11 protein-coding genes and 1 pseudogene are annotated in these 16,358 nt (G+C 43.4%); 4 read left to right on the forward strand and 8 right to left on the reverse strand.

The features are described 5' to 3' along the window. Nucleotides 1-24: 24 nt before the first annotated feature. From HII16_RS01130 to HII16_RS17105, 8 genes and pseudogenes are all read right to left on the reverse strand, one after another. A complete protein-coding gene (locus HII16_RS01130; RefSeq protein ID WP_169126679.1) occupies nt 25-360 on the reverse strand; it encodes a gamma-glutamylcyclotransferase family protein in 336 nt (111 codons plus the stop codon). 12 nt (nt 361-372) lie between these two features. Continuing rightward, nucleotides 373-1,095 (reverse strand): tetratricopeptide repeat protein, encoded by a 723-nt coding sequence (locus HII16_RS01135; RefSeq protein ID WP_169126681.1) that lies wholly within the window; start codon nt 1,093-1,095, stop codon nt 373-375. A 173-nt stretch (nt 1,096-1,268) separates the two neighbouring features. Continuing rightward, nucleotides 1,269-1,730 carry an RNA methyltransferase gene (locus tag HII16_RS01140; RefSeq protein WP_169126683.1) on the reverse strand — a complete coding sequence of 154 codons (462 nt, stop codon included), beginning with the start codon at nt 1,728-1,730 and terminating at the stop codon, nt 1,269-1,271. 128 nt (nt 1,731-1,858) lie between these two features. Next, a complete protein-coding gene (dnaJ, locus tag HII16_RS01145) occupies nt 1,859-2,992 on the reverse strand; it encodes a molecular chaperone DnaJ (protein WP_169126685.1) in 1,134 nt (377 codons plus the stop codon). Nucleotides 2,993-3,109: 117 nt separating this feature from the next. Beyond that, entirely contained in the window at nt 3,110-5,038 is a 1,929-nt protein-coding gene (gene dnaK, locus HII16_RS01150) for a molecular chaperone DnaK (RefSeq protein WP_169126687.1), read from the reverse strand. Between the two features lie 172 nt (nt 5,039-5,210). Further along, nucleotides 5,211-6,266 (reverse strand): two-component system response regulator, encoded by a 1,056-nt coding sequence (locus tag HII16_RS01155; protein ID WP_169126689.1) that lies wholly within the window; start codon nt 6,264-6,266, stop codon nt 5,211-5,213. After that, a complete protein-coding gene (locus HII16_RS01160) occupies nt 6,266-11,359 on the reverse strand; it encodes a response regulator (RefSeq protein ID WP_169126691.1) in 5,094 nt (1,697 codons plus the stop codon). Before HII16_RS01160 ends, HII16_RS01155 begins: the two co-directional genes overlap by 1 nt. A gap of 317 nt (nt 11,360-11,676) precedes the next feature. Then, a pseudogene (locus HII16_RS17105) lies at nt 11,677-12,839 on the reverse strand (MFS transporter). Between the two features lie 281 nt (nt 12,840-13,120). Between HII16_RS17105 and HII16_RS01170 the strand changes: the two are divergent. The 4 genes from HII16_RS01170 to rlmF all read left to right on the forward strand — a co-directional run bounded on the left by HII16_RS01170 (nt 13,121) and on the right by rlmF (nt 16,354). Continuing rightward, a complete protein-coding gene (locus HII16_RS01170; RefSeq protein WP_169126693.1) occupies nt 13,121-14,296 on the forward strand; it encodes a hypothetical protein in 1,176 nt (391 codons plus the stop codon). Nucleotides 14,297-14,323: 27 nt separating this feature from the next. Then, nucleotides 14,324-14,833 carry a M48 family metallopeptidase gene (locus HII16_RS01175; RefSeq protein WP_211183355.1) on the forward strand — a complete coding sequence of 170 codons (510 nt, stop codon included), beginning with the start codon at nt 14,324-14,326 and terminating at the stop codon, nt 14,831-14,833. 87 nt (nt 14,834-14,920) lie between these two features. Continuing rightward, entirely contained in the window at nt 14,921-15,394 is a 474-nt protein-coding gene (locus HII16_RS01180; RefSeq protein ID WP_169126697.1) for a DUF2947 family protein, read from the forward strand. A 30-nt stretch (nt 15,395-15,424) separates the two neighbouring features. Further along, complete coding sequence (gene rlmF, locus HII16_RS01185) at nt 15,425-16,354, forward strand: 23S rRNA (adenine(1618)-N(6))-methyltransferase RlmF (RefSeq protein WP_169126699.1); 930 nt, start codon at nt 15,425-15,427, stop codon at nt 16,352-16,354. The last annotated feature ends 4 nt before the right edge of the window (nt 16,355-16,358 follow it).

The following is a 16,358-nucleotide window of genomic DNA, read 5'->3' on the forward strand; positions in this document are numbered from 1 at the left end:
AAAAAAGCCGCTTTCGCGGCTTTTTTATTGTTCAAATTTCAGCTGGTAGACAAACGCTTTAACGATACGCCCCTGCTCGGTTAACACATCGGTTTCAACACGCTGGTAACCCTCGCCTTCAAAGTCATCAAGCAAAGTCCAACTACTCGGTAAATTATCAGATATAAACAAATAGCCCGAGACTGGCTCGGCTTCTTTATCTAAGACTATGCCAGGATAACCTAGCCAAGCACCCCTGTCTTGTTGATATAAATGCCCTTTGACTTTTGCCTTTTCATAGCGGCCACCGATCGCTGTCAAGATATGTTCATTAGACTGTTCTGGGCACAGGCTACCATAAACAAATAGGTGTTTACTCATTCATCAGGCTCGTCATTGATTCCAACTATAAGGCTTATATTCATCAATTTTTGGCGCTATTTTTAAGTACAGCTCATCGGCTCGGGCTCGGCAACGCTTTATTTGATCACGGGATAAGCCTTGCGCATCCATATCCATGCTTTGCTCTGCCGGTCCGTAGCCATTGTAGGCGGCGATACGGTTCCAAATGTAGGATTGCTCCACATTTTTAGACACCCCTTTGCCGTCATAGTACAAAATCGCTAGATTAAACTGTGCCAAGGCGTAATTTTGCATTGCGGCATCTTCATACCAAGTTGCTGCTTTGACATAATTTTGCGTGGTATTAACGCCTTCTTGATACATCAAGGCCAAATTAAATTGGGCCGCAGCTAAACCTTTATCCGCTGCTCTCTTGGTATATTCAAAGCCTTGGCGCTTATCCACAATGGTGCCACGACCTTCAAGGTACATTTGTGCGATATTAAACTGTGCTTCAGGAATACCGCGTTTCGCAGCTCTTTGGTATAGTTCAAACGCTTTGGTTTGACTTTTCTTAACACCCAAGCCACGTTCGTACATCGTTGCCTGATGGTACAAGGCCTGTGGGTGGCCCAAATCAACCATAGGTTTTAACTCTTCTACCGCAGCGATAAAATCACCGCGATTCATCATCTCTACCGCTTCTTCCATACCAGCCATTGCCGTGTTTGCAAGCATTGCAGAGAACAATACGACTAAAATTTTTCTGTTCATAATTTGCCTCAGTGAAAACTGATGATACCAATTTGATTAAACATTTGGTCAGCAATAATGTCAGCGCATAATGTTTGATTAGCTTTTAAACCATAAAGTTCAATACAGCTTAAATGCGCCTAAATAGTTAACTTAAGTTTAGTTTAAATTTATCTGTTACGTTACTGAAAAATTTACTGTTTTGCTAGTCTGTCATACAAAACAATGGAGCCCGCAACAGAAACGTTTAGGCTGTAATCTCCCGGTAATTTCACCAACTCATGGCAACGACTAATTGCGTCACTTGGTAATCCTGATTGTTCATTACCGAGTAAGTAGACACAGCGAAACGGGTGTTGGTAATCGATGATGTCCATCGCTTTGTCGTCAAGTTCTACCCCAACCAAGCGCGTGTCATAGGGTAAATGAGTAATAAGGTCATCCATGTCCCGATAGTGAAACAACGGAATTTTTTGCCATGCATTGACCACATCAGTACCTTGCTTTTTATACTTACTATCCACGGTAAAAATAAATGAGGCGCCAAGTATATACGCGCTGCGCCATAAGGTTCCCAAGTTAACTTGTTCTTTGTTGTTATAAATACCAATACCAAAGAAGCCATCGGTGGGATATGTTTGTTTTAATCGAGCCATTATACCTCAGTTTTCTATACTCAATGGCGACGTCATTGCGGCGCAAGCCGCAACCTAGTGAAGCAAGAGTGTGCCTAAAAATAGTGACAAAAAAGGCTGCAATCGCAGCCTTTCCATTCAATACACGCTTATTTTAGCGAATCAAAGAATTTTTTCACACCGTCAAAAAAGCCCTGCTCTTTGGGTCGGTATTTGGCCGCATCGGCGCCTTCACCCATACTCTCTTGTAGCTTTTCCAATAACTCGGTTTGTTCACTGTTAAGGTTTACAGGGGTCTCAATGACGACCTTACACAATAAATCACCGGTTGCCGAACTGCGTACCGACTTAACCCCTTTGCCACGCATACGGAATAGCTTACCGGTTTGCGTCTCGCGAGGAATTTTCAGTTTCACTTTACCATCAAGAGTTGGCACTTCAATGTCGCCACCAAGCGCGGCTTTAGTAAAGCTGATTGGCACTTCACAATACAGATTATTCTCATCACGAACAAAGATATCATGATCTCGAACATTTACTTGTACATATAAATCTCCGGCTGGAGCGCCCATTTCACCGGCTTCCCCTTCGCCTGATAAACGAATTCTGTCACCAGTATCTACACCTGCAGGTACTTTTGCCGATAAGGTTTTGGTTTTCTGCACACGGCCTTGACCATGACATGAGTTACACGGGTCTTTGATTACTTTACCTCGTCCAGAACACGTTGGACAAGTTTGCTGTACCGCAAACAAGCCTTGGCGCATTTGCACTTGGCCATGACCATGACAGGTTTGACAGGTCGTCGCTGAAGACCCTTTCTTAGCACCCGAGCCGCCACATGGTTCACAATTGACATAGGTTGGTACTTTAAGCTCAACAGTTTTACCGCGAACCGCTTCTTCCAATGTCATATCAAGATTGTAACGTAAGTCAGAACCACGACGGGCACGAGACTGGCCACCGCGACCACCGCCAAATATGTCACCAAATACGTCACCAAAGATATCGCCAAAGTCAGCACCGCCGCCAAAGCCACCGCCGCCCATACCGCCTTGCTCAAAAGCAGCATGACCATACTGGTCATATGCAGCACGCTTTTGCGAGTCATTTAACACTTCATAGGCTTCTTTAATGACCTTGAACTGTTCTTCTTTGTCCTTGTCGCCTTTGGTACGGTCTGGATGATATTTCATCGCCAAACGTTTATAGGCTTTCTTGATTTCGCGCTCGCCGGCGTCTTTTGCCACACCAAGCACTTCATAATAATCGCGTTTTGACATACCTGTATTTACTTCTGTTTAGGCCCGCTGAATTTTCAGCTTGCAGATAAAATAATAAAGCGCTGACATCAGAAATTGACAGCAGCGCTTTATATCAATAACTAACCGAGGTGTTAATTATTTTTTGTCGTCTTTAACTTCTTCAAACTCTGCATCAACTACATCTTCAGCAGGGTTTGCTTGTGGTTCAGCTTGCTCTGCACCACCGGCCGGACCGGCTTGTGCTTGCGCTTTAGCTTGAGCGATTTCCATAAGTTTTGCAGAGGCTTCAATAACCGCTTGAGACTTGGCTTCAATGGCGTCTTTGTCGTCGCCTTTGATTGCTTCTTCAAGTTCAGTAAGTGCCGCTTCGATCTTATCTTTGTCTTCGCTTGGTAAGTCGTCACCGGCTTCGGTAATTTGCGTACGTGTTGCGTGTGCCATTGCGTCAGCTTGGTTACGAGCATTTACTAGCTCTTCGAACTTGGCATCAGAATCAGCGTTTGCTTCCGCGTCACGTACCATTTGTTCTACTTCATCATCAGAAAGACCTGAAGACGCTTTGATAGTGATCTTCTGTTCTTTACCAGTGTTTTTATCTTTTGCCGTTACATGCAAGATACCATCAGCATCGATATCGAAGGTCACTTCGATTTGTGGCACACCACGTGGCGCTGCATCAATGCCTTCAAGGTTAAATTGACCAAGAGATTTGTTCAAAGATGCTTGCTTACGCTCACCTTGAACAACGTGAACGGTTACAGCAGCTTGGTTGTCTTCAGCGGTTGAGAATGTTTGCGATTGCTTAGTAGGAATCGTTGTATTTTTCTCAATAACTTTGGTCATTACGCCACCCATGGTCTCAATACCAAGAGACAGAGGTGTAACATCAAGAAGTAATACGTCAGTAACGTCACCCGCAAGAACACCAGCTTGTACCGCAGCACCTGAAGCAACAGCTTCATCTGGGTTTACGTCTTTACGTGGCTCTTTACCAAAGAAGTCTGTTACCGTTTTTTGTACTAGTGGCATACGAGTTTGACCACCAACCAAAATAACGTCGGTTACATCAGAGGTCGACAAGTCTGCATCCGAAAGAGCCATTTTTAATGGTTCTAGTGTTGCTTTAACCATATCATCAACCAAAGACTCTAGCTTGGCACGAGTAACTTTGATGTTCATGTGCTTAGGACCCGTTGCATCAGCCGTGATGTACGGTAAGTTAACATCGGTTTGTTGTGCAGATGAAAGCTCACATTTGGCTTTTTCTGCCGCTTCTTTAAGACGCTGCATTGCCAAAGGATCGTTAGTTAAGTCGATCGCTTGATCTTTCTTAAATTCTTCAACAAGGTAGTTGATCATGCGGTTATCAAAATCTTCACCACCAAGGTGTGTATCACCATTAGTCGCTAGAACTTCAAACGTATGCTCGCCTTCAACTTCATCAATTTCGATGATTGAAATATCAAATGTACCACCACCAAGGTCGTATACAGCTACAACGCGCTCACCTTGTTGTTTGTCCATACCGTAAGCAAGTGCTGCGGCTGTTGGCTCATTGATAATACGTTTAACTTCTAAACCAGCGATACGACCTGCATCTTTGGTTGCTTGACGTTGAGAGTCATTAAAGTAAGCAGGAACAGTGATAACCGCTTCAGTTACTTCTTCACCAAGAAAGTCTTCAGCCGTTTTCTTCATTTTCTTAAGAACTTCAGCTGATACTTGTGGCGGCGCCATGATTTCGCCTTTTGCTTCAACCCAAGCATCGCCATTGTCGGCTTTTTTGATACCGAAAGGCATGATGTCGATATCACGCTGAACTTCTTTGTCTTCAAAACGACGACCAATAAGACGCTTGATAGCAAATAAAGTATTCTCAGGGTTAGTCACAGCCTGGCGTTTAGCTGGCTGACCAACAAGAGTTTCGCCTTCAGCAGTATATGCAATGATTGAAGGGGTCGTACGATCACCTTCTGCATTTTCAATTACACGAACGTTGTCACCGTCTAGTACAGCAACACATGAGTTAGTTGTCCCTAGGTCAATACCAATTATTTTGCCCATCTTGAGGATCTCCGAAAAAAATAGTTACATCTTAGATAATTTGATAAGTGGGGGACGGCGGATATGTTTTCAATAGGAAAAGTGAAAAAAATTTAAAAAAAATTATTTTTCTGTTGCTGGAACGCTCGATTTTGCCTCACTTAGGGCTAAATCACCTCAAGATAACAAAAAACTATAAGTTGTTGCCGTATATCTCATCCTCGTGTGCGTCATTATATTGGCTCATAATTTGCCTAATTTGCGGCTCACATTGACTAAAAGCAACAACTAAAGCCGGATCAAATGTATTGCCTGCGTTTTGTTGCAGATACTCAATCGCCTGCTCATAACTCCACGCCTGTTTGTATGGTCGTTCTGACGTTAGCGCGTCGAACACATCCGCGATGGTAACAATTCGCGCACTCAATGGAATATCATCACCTTTGGTGCCGTGTGGATAACCACTGCCGTCGTATTTTTCATGATGATAAAGGCAGACTTCTCGCGCTAATGATAATAACGGAGAATCATTGCTACCGAGAATATCAGCGCCGTATTCAACATGTCGCTGCATTTCTTGTCGCTCACCATGGTCGAGTTTGCCCGGTTTCATTAAGATTGCATCGGCAATGCCTATCTTACCGATATCATGCATTGGCGCGGCATCAAAAAGCAGTTCAACCCAATCCTGGTTGGCATGTACCTTTTGGGCCAACATCCGAGAATAATAACTCATGCGGATAACATGCATGCCCGTTTCATTGTCTTTGTATTCTGCCGCACGCCCTAAGCGGCGAATGATTTCCACACGAGTGGTTTCTAGCTCCGCAGTACGTTGCGCCACCATATGGGATAATTCTCGTTGCTGATTGTACAAAGCCAATTGAGTTCGCACCCGGGCCTGAACAATGGGCACGCTTACCGGTTTGGTAATATAATCAACCGCGCCGAGTTTAAAGCCAATGGCTTCATCCTCCACTTGTGATTTCGCCGTGACAAAAATCACCGGAATATCCGATGTCCGAGGGTTTGATTTTAAGCGCCGACACACTTCATGGCCGTCCATACCTGGCATCATAACATCGAGCAGAATAAGATCAGGTTTCGGCTGCCCTTGAGCTATTTTTAACGCCAATTCACCGTTAACCGCCGCCTTAACCTTATACGTAGGGCGTAAAATACCATTGAGTACGTCAATGTTGGCGGGGTTGTCATCGACAACCAATATGGTGGCTGAGTTATCTGTCATCAAGTATCCTTGGCGAGGTTTTGACTAATGAACTGCTTTAATAATGCGTGGGCGTTATCAAAGTCATAATTTTCTATGCTAGTTAATATTCGCTTAAACGCAAATTCATAACGGCTGGCAGTAAACTGTTGCTGCAAGTCTTCAGCGACATCGGTGGCGTCGGTTTCAAAATCTTCTATCAATGACAATAAATAATTTAACTGTTGGCCGTATTGGCTCATATCGATAGCAGTTTCGTCGCGATCATCGTTGATGTTATCTTTGACTTTGCTGCTATTCAGCAGTTGCCCTAGCTCCGATAATACATCCTGCAGCTTGCTGGTCACTTGTTGCAATTGGGTGCTAATGACTTCGTTGCCAGCATTACCGTTTAATGCCGTCTCCAGCTTATCGGCTTCCGCCTGCAATAAGTTTGCGCCGATATTACCCGCGGTGCCTTTTAAGGTATGCGCTAAACGTGTCGCTTTATTTAATTTATGTTCCCCCCAGGCTTCACTGAAGTGAATATAGAAATCACTTTGACTGGCGACAAATTTGCGCAGCAAACGCAGGTATAAATTTTTATCGCCCGCACAGGTTGCTAGGCCTTTATCAATATTAACGTAAGATAAGTCTTGTTGTTGCAGTGCAATATCATCGCCATCAGTTGATTGAGACTCACCGACGTCTGTAATTGGCTCGACTGCAAATGGCCCTTGTGAGCTGATCCACTTCGCCATAGTAGAGAACATATCATTGACATTAATTGGTTTGGCAATATGCGCATTCATGCCCGCCGATAAGACTTTTTCCTTATCGGAAGCCATGGCATTGGCGGTCATGGCAATAATAGGCATATCCGGCTGCTCTTGACGAATAATGCCGGCGGCGGTGTACCCATCCATAACCGGCATTTGTAAATCCATTAATATGCCGTCATAACGATTTAAGGCTGCCATTTCGACCGCTTGTTGACCATTGTCGGCAACATCATATCGAATCTTCGCCTGCTGCAATAAACCGATTGCTAATTCCTGATTAAGCTCGTTGTCTTCCACCAACAGCACTTTGGCATTATTAAGCTTGCGATAATCTTGCTGCAATACTTCGTCTTTGCCGAGCTTGCGCGTTGTGGCAATGTAAGACTGGCCCATTAAGCGCATCATTTCATCAAATATGGACGAGGCGGTTACCGGTTTACTTAAAAAGCTATCAATATGCAGTTGCTGATCCAATTGCGCGCGATTTTTTATCTGATCTTTACCGTAGGCACTAATCAACACAAAGTGCTTGGTTTGATCAGACAATAAGGTCTGCAGTTTTGCCACGGTATCGAGGCCGTCTAAGCCAGGCATTTGCCAATCTATCATGGCAAAATCAAAATCTGTTTGACCATTGGAGACTAAATCAATGGCTTGCAAACCACTGTATGCCACCTGAATGTCACAACCGAAACTGCTCATAATATTACTCAATACTTCTGCGGCAATGGTATTGTCATCGACAATCAACACTTTTTTCCCGGTTAACAAGTGACGTTGCTGCTCACTAAATTTCGGCTCCAATTTACCTTGCGGTAAATCTAGTACCACATCAAAGAAAAACACACTGCCCTTGCCCACTTCCGACTCAATCCAAATCTCGCCTTGCATTAAATGAATCAGCTTTTGGCATATGGTCAGCCCTAATCCGGTACCACCGTATTTGCGCGTAGTAGACGAATCCGCTTGTGAAAATGACTGAAATAACTTGTCCATTTGCTGTTGAGACATGCCAATACCAGAGTCCTGAACAGCAAACCTCAAGCGCACTTTATCGGTGTGATGTGGCACCAATTTAATGGAGATAACAATTTGCCCTACTTCGGTAAATTTAATCGCATTATTGGCTAAATTAATCAGTATTTGATTAAGACGCAGCGGATCGCCACTCAAATACACCGGTACATCTGGGGAGATATTAAATAATAATTCGATGCCTTTATCATGGGCCTGAAAACCAATGATATTCGCCACATCATCCATAACGTCATCGATAGTAAAGTCGATACGCTCTAGTTCGAGTTTGCCAGCCTCGATTTTTGAAAAATCGAGGATATCGTTAATGATCCCCAATAACGACTCTGCCGCTCTGTGCACTTTTTTAATGTAGTTTTTGGGCTTGCTATCCAACTCATGCTCTAACGCCAAATGAGACATACCGATGATTGCATTCATCGGCGTACGAATTTCATGACTCATATTGGCAAGAAAGTCAGATTTGGCGCGACTGGCTTCATCCGCCAACACTTTTGCTTCCAGTAAGGCTTTTTTCGCCTGATTCTCTTGAGTTACATCGCGCAGTGACACAATCACATAAGATTTGTCCTCGAGCACGATTGGCGTATATACCGATTCAACTTCAATGCAGCCGCCATCTTTGGTTAAAATATCTAAAGGTACATCGGCATTACCGCTGTGATGCACAAAAGGCTCTTGCCAATAATCTTGGGTGAACAGCTGGTGCTCTTTGCGTCGATGGTGCGGCACTATGGTGTGTAATGGTTTGCCATCGAGCTCTTCAGTCGCCCAGCCCAACATGCGGGTGGTTGTGGCATTAATTTGCTCAATAACGTCATCCGTATTGACCAGTAACATCGCAATTGGCATCGACTCTAGTATGGTATTAATGCGGTTTTTCTCTTCCAATCGCTCAGAAATATCCTGAAACGCGACAACCGCTGCCAGTTCACTGTGCTCGTCGTCATCGCTAATCGGTGCAACAGAATACTCTACCGGAATCGATTCGCCATTCTTGTGCTCAAATACCGCCATAGGATTGCGTATGGTTTTGCCTTCACGCACCGCATTTAAAATGGGGTTATTGTCATCGGTTAACGAGTCGCCATTGGGTTTTTGCTTGTGGAATAGTTGATAATAAGACTGATCTATAACGTCCTCTTCTTGATAGCCAAGTAGATTCGACGCGGATTCATTAAAGATACGACAGACACCGTGCTTATCGATACCAAAAATACCATCCGCAACAGAGCCTAGAACCGAACGGTTAGTACGCTCTGACGCCACCAACTCCTGTGTCCTTTCATCAATAATACGTTCTAGCTCTTGTTGTGAGCGACGAGTAATGTCTGTAGCACGTTGCGATATGATAAACATAAAGGTCGACAAGGCTGCGACAACAATGACAATGGTGATGGTTACAACGGCAAATAAAAAGCGTAATTGATAATAGCGCTTGTAAACTTCGTCGATGTCGACTTCGACCACCACCGAGTTATTCATTTCTTTTAGCCAAGTGGCTTTACCGACCACCAATTTGCCACGATAGTCACGATAGCCAACAATGTCTTCGGTATCGACTTGGTATAACGCGCTTTGGGTCATGGTGTTATCTTCACCATTGGGTAAGACAACGTTTAAGATATTCGACTTGCCGTATTCAAGTTGCCCCAGATTGTATAAGTCAGAAAGAAAACGGCTTTGTGTTAGCATGCGACCTTTTCTATCAATCGAATAGGCTTCTAAGGTGTCGCCTACACCGACATCGGTAAAGGATGCGGCAAAGTTGCCTTTAGGATCAAATCGCATCGCCATAATGGCAATAACTTCGCCCCAAATATCGGTTACCGGTGTCGCTACAAACACCACGGCGTCTTGATCTTGCTTTGATAAATTGCCATCGATATCGACTTTTGACCACACCGAAGGGATGAATTGGCTTTGACCATTAACCACTTTCTCAAAAAGCTCTGGTCGTTGTTCAGCGATTACATGATCTAAGCCCGTTAACGCCTTTTCCGTACTGTATAAGGTTAAGCCTTGCTTTGAGATCAAAAATGCGGCTCGCCCAGAGATGTAGGTAGACGGTCGTTCGCGAAAAAACCGATCCAATTGATTGTTAGATAAGGTTATGTTTTCTAAACTTTTTCGATCGTAGGCAAGCAATAATTGCTCGGTTAATTCAATAAATTGTGGCAGTTCACTAACCGAGTTTGTTAATTGTTTACGCGACTGGTACCAGCCTTTCAGGTTGGTGAGCACACTTTTTTGCGTTATTGATAGCAACTTATCGTATTCTTGCTGTGAATATTTTCTAAACTCACTCAAATACCAAGACATGCCGGACACCATGATAGCTAATATCAATAAGACGATGAGCACATACACACTTTTAAAGCGCGCGGTGCCAAATTTTCGCGCTATTTCATCGGTATATTTTCGCGCCACATGCCAAACCATATACAGCAAAAACATGCCAAGTATCGCGGCTCCTGCGGCGATATAATTACCGGATAAATTGGTGTCTTTTTTCTCCTGAAAATATTGACTCTCCCATTGTCGCTGCATCGAACTTAAGTGCTCGGCCCCTAATTGGTCTATGCCCCAATCAATGATATTTTTTAGTTCAGGTAAATTTTTATTGATGCAATAGCCAATAGCAAAAGGCTCTAACTCTTCAACACTGACCGGTTTAAGCCCGGCAATTCGATTGTTTTTTTGATAATAGTTCAGGCTATATAGGTATAAAATAAAGCCATCAATTTTACCGTCGCGCACTTGCTGCAGGCCTTGCTCGATGTTATCAGTGGTGATCACATTGCTGGCGCCGACCAAGTCTTCTGCCTTGGCATGAGCCGCATAACCTTTTACGACCCCTAATGTTGCATGGTATTTGCCGTCTTTTTTGGCGTTAAACACCTGACTGTCTTGGCGCACCGCCAAAATTGGCGTAAATGTTTGAATGGGTTTTGAAAATAACACCTCGCCTTGGCGCTCTTCGCTATTTGCGCATATCGATAACACATCAATATCGCCACGCATTAAGCTTTTATATTCTTGATCGAAAGTCGTTTGCGAGGTGACTTGTAAGGTGATGGGTAGCACTTCATTGAGAGACAAGCGCGCCATTTTGCCAATACCTTCAACTTGGCCTTGCTCATCGACAAAATCAAATGGTGGGAAATTGGCATCCATACCAACGTTAACAATGGGGTGCTTATTCGCCCAATCTATGAGTTCAGGCGGCAAATCGTTAGCTGCGAAGGCTCTTAATGCCATCGACAGGGCAAATACTAAGGTAACTAACAGTGAAAATGCAGGCCTAATCAGCTTCATGCAAACAGGTCAAAAAAGAGTGATCTTATAAGTATATAATCACATTAGAAATTTACGACCGGCCATGGGTTAACAAGATGTTGATGTTTGAATCTAGCCCTCGCCTCGTACGGGCTGTTAAAATTGCAACAATATGTAATCAAAGCAACAACTTAAGATGTGAGCTTGATTATAAAAACGGTGACCATACAAGAAACAGCAAATGATGCCGATTAGAACATCATTTGCCATTAAGAGTAATCAGGCACTCGTCACTAACACTTTTCCTTGATAACCGATAAGTTATTACCGGCTACTGACAGTTGTTGGTCTTGCGCCTATTTTTTATCCAATGCGCCACCTAAACGCGTTAAAACTAACGCCACAGCGACAATGTTCGACCCAAGCCGTATCGGTAAGCTGGGCGGTTTCAACAATAACCCTGCCACTGAGTGATCCTAAGGCAATGCCGACATTAAACGCAGCGATATTCAAACCTGAGGCGACATCCATGGCATTAGGTGTGTATTTTTGTGCTAATTGCACTACATAGACTTGCAACCCAGAAACATTACCAAATGCAAAGGAGCCCCAAACCAATACCGTGATCAATACCGTGATCAGTACCGCTAGTTTAGAACCCGCAACAAAACTTAATAACAATAACACCAATGCTAAGCCGCTAAACACAAAGGTAAGTGCTGATATAAGCCCTTTGCGGTCGGCAAGTTTGCCACCGTAAAGATTACCAATCGCTACCGAAACACCATACACCAGTATGATAACACCGACCATCGACGCATCGAAGCCATTGACTTGCTGTAAAATCGGTGCCAATTAGGTAAATGCCTTGAACGTTCCGCCAAAGCCGACAGCCGTAATGATGTACACCAGCAGCAATCTAGGGTGAACTAAAACCAGCAATTGCTCTTTAAAACTCGCTGACTGGCATTTTTTCAAATCCTTTGGCACCAGAGCAGGCTGCAGATAATGGCAATAACACCCAATAGTGACACCACTAGAAACGTTGCTCGCCAACCAAATTCCTGACCAATAAATGTACCCAGCGGTACGCCGGTAACTAAGGCGACCGTTAAACCGGTAAACATAATGGCGATGGCACTGGCTTCTTTATCTTTGCTCACTAATGATGTGGCAATGGTTGCGCCAATCGAAAAGAACACACCATGGCCAAGCCCAGTTAAAATCCTTGTGGCAATCAAGCGTTCATATCCAGGCGCTTGCCAAGCAACCAGGTTGCCTAAAGTAAACAGCGCCATAAGCGCAATCAATAAATACTTACGATTCCAGCGTCCGGTCAATGCGGTTAACACCGGTGCACCGATGGCAACACCCAAGGCATATAAACTCACTAATAGCCCGTCAGAGGGTAAATAGCGGATAAATAATTGGCGATAGTCGGTATCAAACCAACAATAACAAACTCGGTTGTGCCGATAGCAAAAGCACTGAGAGTCAAAGCAAATAAAGCTAATGGCATGAGCCACTCCAAAATGATTTAAGATGTTCAAGTTGGCGACTATTATCCACAGTATCTCAATTGCAAAAACACCAAAAATGGCAATTCATTTTTGCATTAAACACAAAGATACATACAAAATTTTTACAGTTTATTACTGTAAACCCATTGTTTACTGGTTGTTAATTGACCTGTCGCAAAAAATATCACAAAAACCAACATTGTTTGTCTTGCTATCGACCGCTAGGTCGGTAAAATCGCGCCCCTCGTAATCGATTCACCGAATTGGAGCTGTGCCTTAAATGAGAAAATTGCTTACCCTTCCAGCAAAATTAAACACCTGTTCTGTTGAAGACGCTATATACCAAAATGCGTTAACCTGTATAACCGACTTAGCCTTAAACCTAATGGCAGTTAAAGTCGAGCATCACCCAGAAGACTTTCTCGGTTGGTGCCAACAATTACTGAAGATTTGCCAACACGATCTGAATTTTGACTTGCTTGAAGAAAAGCAATTACCGGTATTAAAGAAGTTGCAAGACACCCTGCAACAAGGCATTTCGCAAATACAGCTTAAAATGTTGCGTGTCGCGCCTTGGCCAGTATTTTATCAAGCCATTGAAAGCATGGCCGAATTGCAATCTTTGCAAGAGCGCACACAGCTATTACACTACATCGCCAATATTCGAGAGTTACCATTAGCGCAATTAAGCCAAGCCGATTTGCAGGCATTTAGTGGTAAACATGGTGCATGTCATGACATTGATAACTATCCGTTTGATGTGGAATGGTTTGCGTCAACCAAAGCGGCAAAGACATTTCATCGTTTGTTAACCAATCACACCGAGTTATTTGATCAGGCGCTTGCGCATATTCCGTTGCAAGGCGAGGTAGAAAAGCAACATTATCAAGATTTTGTTGATGCCTATAAGCAAATTTTTGCGACACATACGGACAGTGAAAAAGCGCCATTAATCGCCGCAACTCGATTATTAGCGATGCGTCGTCCAGATGTATTTGTGCCTCTTACCAATGCCAACTTGGCCAATTTATGTAAAGGTTTAAACATTAGTAAATTCGGCAACCAAGATTTTGATGGCTATTATCAAGAACTCATTAATGTGCTTCCAATATATGCTTGGTACCGCTGTGCGCAACCAGAAGATGAGCAACAAGCCTTTATCTGGCAACATAGAGCATTGATGTTCGACCTGTTCTTTTATGCTGATGAAGACCAAGCACGCCGTTCTAATTATGTCCGTATGCGCGACAAACCAAAGACAGTGAAAATTAGTGCCGGTGCCAATAGAGCCAGCAAACGTAGCAAAGAAACCGCAGAGATGTTGGTTGATAAAGCGTTGGCAGAAGATGGCGTTGAAGAGTATTTACTGGATATGCGTGACACCTTAATAAAAAGTGTTAGTGCAGGCAAAAGCGTCGATCAGGCAATGCAGTTGATGCGCAGTATTTTTGGATAATCCCCTGTTTCGCATTAAGATAGCATGATGAACGCGTTAAGATACCTACAAGGTTACCCGGAACAAGTTGTTGAGCAAGCACAACAGTTGCTTACTCAGCAAAAGCTCGGGCCGTGGTTATTAGCGCGTTATCCTGACGCTCATCAGATAGGCAATGATGGGCAACTAAGAGACTATGTACAGTCGTTAAAAAACCAATTTTTAAAAAAGTCTGCTCCGCTAAGCAAAGTTTGCTTTGATAATAAACTTCATGTCATTAACAACGCTTTAGGTACCCACAGTTACATAAGCAAAGTACATGGCAGTAAAATCAAACGAGTAAATGAAATCCGCATCGCCAGTATTTTTAAACAATGCCCTGAGCCATTTTTAAACATGATTTGTGTGCATGAATTGGCGCACATAAAAGAGAAACAACATAACAAGGCGTTTTACCAGTTGTGTCAGCACATGATGCATGATTATCATCAAGTCGAGCTGCATTTACGTCTATATTTAGTGCAAACCGAAACACACGGTCGTTTATACTCTGCATAACGAAATAACAAATTGTCATGGTTTTAGCTCGTTAACCTTGGCTGCAATTTGTTATACTCTGGCAAAATCCTGTCAATATACAATGATATGAACTACATCAAGATTGATGATCTCAAATACGCGTGGGTATTTCGCTTTAAACAATTGCCGATCAGCGAACAAGATATGCAATTGATAAAACCAATGGCACCGGCTCGCTGCGCCACGCTATGGGGCCAATTTATCGCCAAAAATGCTGACCATCCAGACTTTATCGGTGAAGCCGATTGGCCTGGCAAAGATGATAGCTGGCATGATAAAGGTAACTGGCAAAATGCGTGGGAAAGTGACGATGATAGCTTACCCGATGAAATAGCGGACTTTCTTGATTGGCAAGGCAATACCACGGTGTATTTCTGTAATTCACGCAAACAGGTCATTGAAACCCGTTTTGATGTATTTCAACGTTGTTGGAAAAATTTCTTAATGATGGACGACGGACCTATCTTGATTGCAAAAAAGAAAAAACAAGCGATTCAGTTCTTTCCTGATGGTACATTTCGTTTAGGCACCATGCCTTAAGCCAACCGTTAATCAAGCAAAGCGAGCCTCATGCACCCACGCAATAAACACCAAGGTGATTATAACTTCAAACAGTTATGTGTTGCTGTTCCAGCGCTTAAGGCATTTGTTGTTGACAATAAAAACGGCAAGCAAAGCATTGATTTTAGTAATCCGAAGGCCTTGGTTTGTCTTAACAAAGCATTATTAACACAGCACTATGAGCTTGATTATTGGCAGTTACCTGACGGTCATTTGTGTCCGCCCATTCCCGGTCGAGTCGATTACTTGCACTACCTCGCTGACCTTCTAAAAAGCAGCAACAATAATCGCATACCTAAGCGCGCAAAAGATATTCGCCTACTTGATATAGGTACCGGTGCCAGTGTAGTGTATCCATTGCTCGCTCATAAGGTGTATCAATGGCAAGTGATTGCCAGCGATATTAGTCAATCATCGCTAGATAATGCGCAAACCATTATAGAGCGAAATGGCATACAGCAGGCTATTCATTTACGCCATCAAAGCGACAGTAAGCATTGCTTTAATAACATCATTCGCAGCAATGAATTTATCGACATCACAATGTGTAACCCGCCTTTTTTCGAGTCGATAGAGTCGGCTCGTGCCGCCAATAAACGCAAGTGGCAAAACCTTAATAAAGACGTTAATAAGATAGGGAATCAAGGGTTTAACTTTGCTGGCAGTAATGACGAATTATGTTGCCCAGGCGGTGAATTAAAGTTTGTGCGCAGAATGATTAATGAAAGCAAACATTTTGGCCATCAAGTCTTTTGGTTTACCTCTCTGGTCGCCAATAAAGATAACCTAAGAGCATTGAAACAAGCGTTGAAAAAAGCAAATGCGACCCAGGTTAAAACCGTGTCGATGCAGCAGGGACAAAAAACCAGCCGGTTTATTGCTTGGAGCTTTCTTAGCCAAGAGCAACAAAACGACTGGTGTGATAGACGATTTAATTAACCAT

Origin of the sequence: Thalassotalea sp. Y01 (assembly GCF_012932945.1) — a bacterium.
GTDB lineage: Bacteria > Pseudomonadota > Gammaproteobacteria > Enterobacterales > Alteromonadaceae > Thalassotalea_A.

Excerpts from the sequence above, each read along its gene's own strand:
- HII16_RS01160 (WP_169126691.1), bottom strand. The coding sequence starts at position 11,359 with ATGAAGCTGATTAGGCCTGCATTTTCACTGTTAGTTACCTTAGTATTT.
- rlmF (WP_169126699.1), top strand. The coding sequence starts at position 15,425 with ATGCACCCACGCAATAAACACCAAGGTGATTATAACTTCAAACAGTTA.
- HII16_RS01140 (WP_169126683.1), bottom strand. The coding sequence starts at position 1,730 with ATGGCTCGATTAAAACAAACATATCCCACCGATGGCTTCTTTGGTATT.
- HII16_RS01180 (WP_169126697.1), top strand. The coding sequence starts at position 14,921 with ATGAACTACATCAAGATTGATGATCTCAAATACGCGTGGGTATTTCGC.
- HII16_RS01175 (WP_211183355.1), top strand. The coding sequence starts at position 14,324 with ATGAACGCGTTAAGATACCTACAAGGTTACCCGGAACAAGTTGTTGAG.
- HII16_RS01170 (WP_169126693.1), top strand. The coding sequence starts at position 13,121 with ATGAGAAAATTGCTTACCCTTCCAGCAAAATTAAACACCTGTTCTGTT.
- HII16_RS01135 (WP_169126681.1), bottom strand. The coding sequence starts at position 1,095 with ATGAACAGAAAAATTTTAGTCGTATTGTTCTCTGCAATGCTTGCAAAC.
- dnaJ (WP_169126685.1), bottom strand. The coding sequence starts at position 2,992 with ATGTCAAAACGCGATTATTATGAAGTGCTTGGTGTGGCAAAAGACGCC.
- HII16_RS01155 (WP_169126689.1), bottom strand. The coding sequence starts at position 6,266 with ATGACAGATAACTCAGCCACCATATTGGTTGTCGATGACAACCCCGCC.
- HII16_RS01130 (WP_169126679.1), bottom strand. The coding sequence starts at position 360 with ATGAGTAAACACCTATTTGTTTATGGTAGCCTGTGCCCAGAACAGTCT.
- dnaK (WP_169126687.1), bottom strand. The coding sequence starts at position 5,038 with ATGGGCAAAATAATTGGTATTGACCTAGGGACAACTAACTCATGTGTT.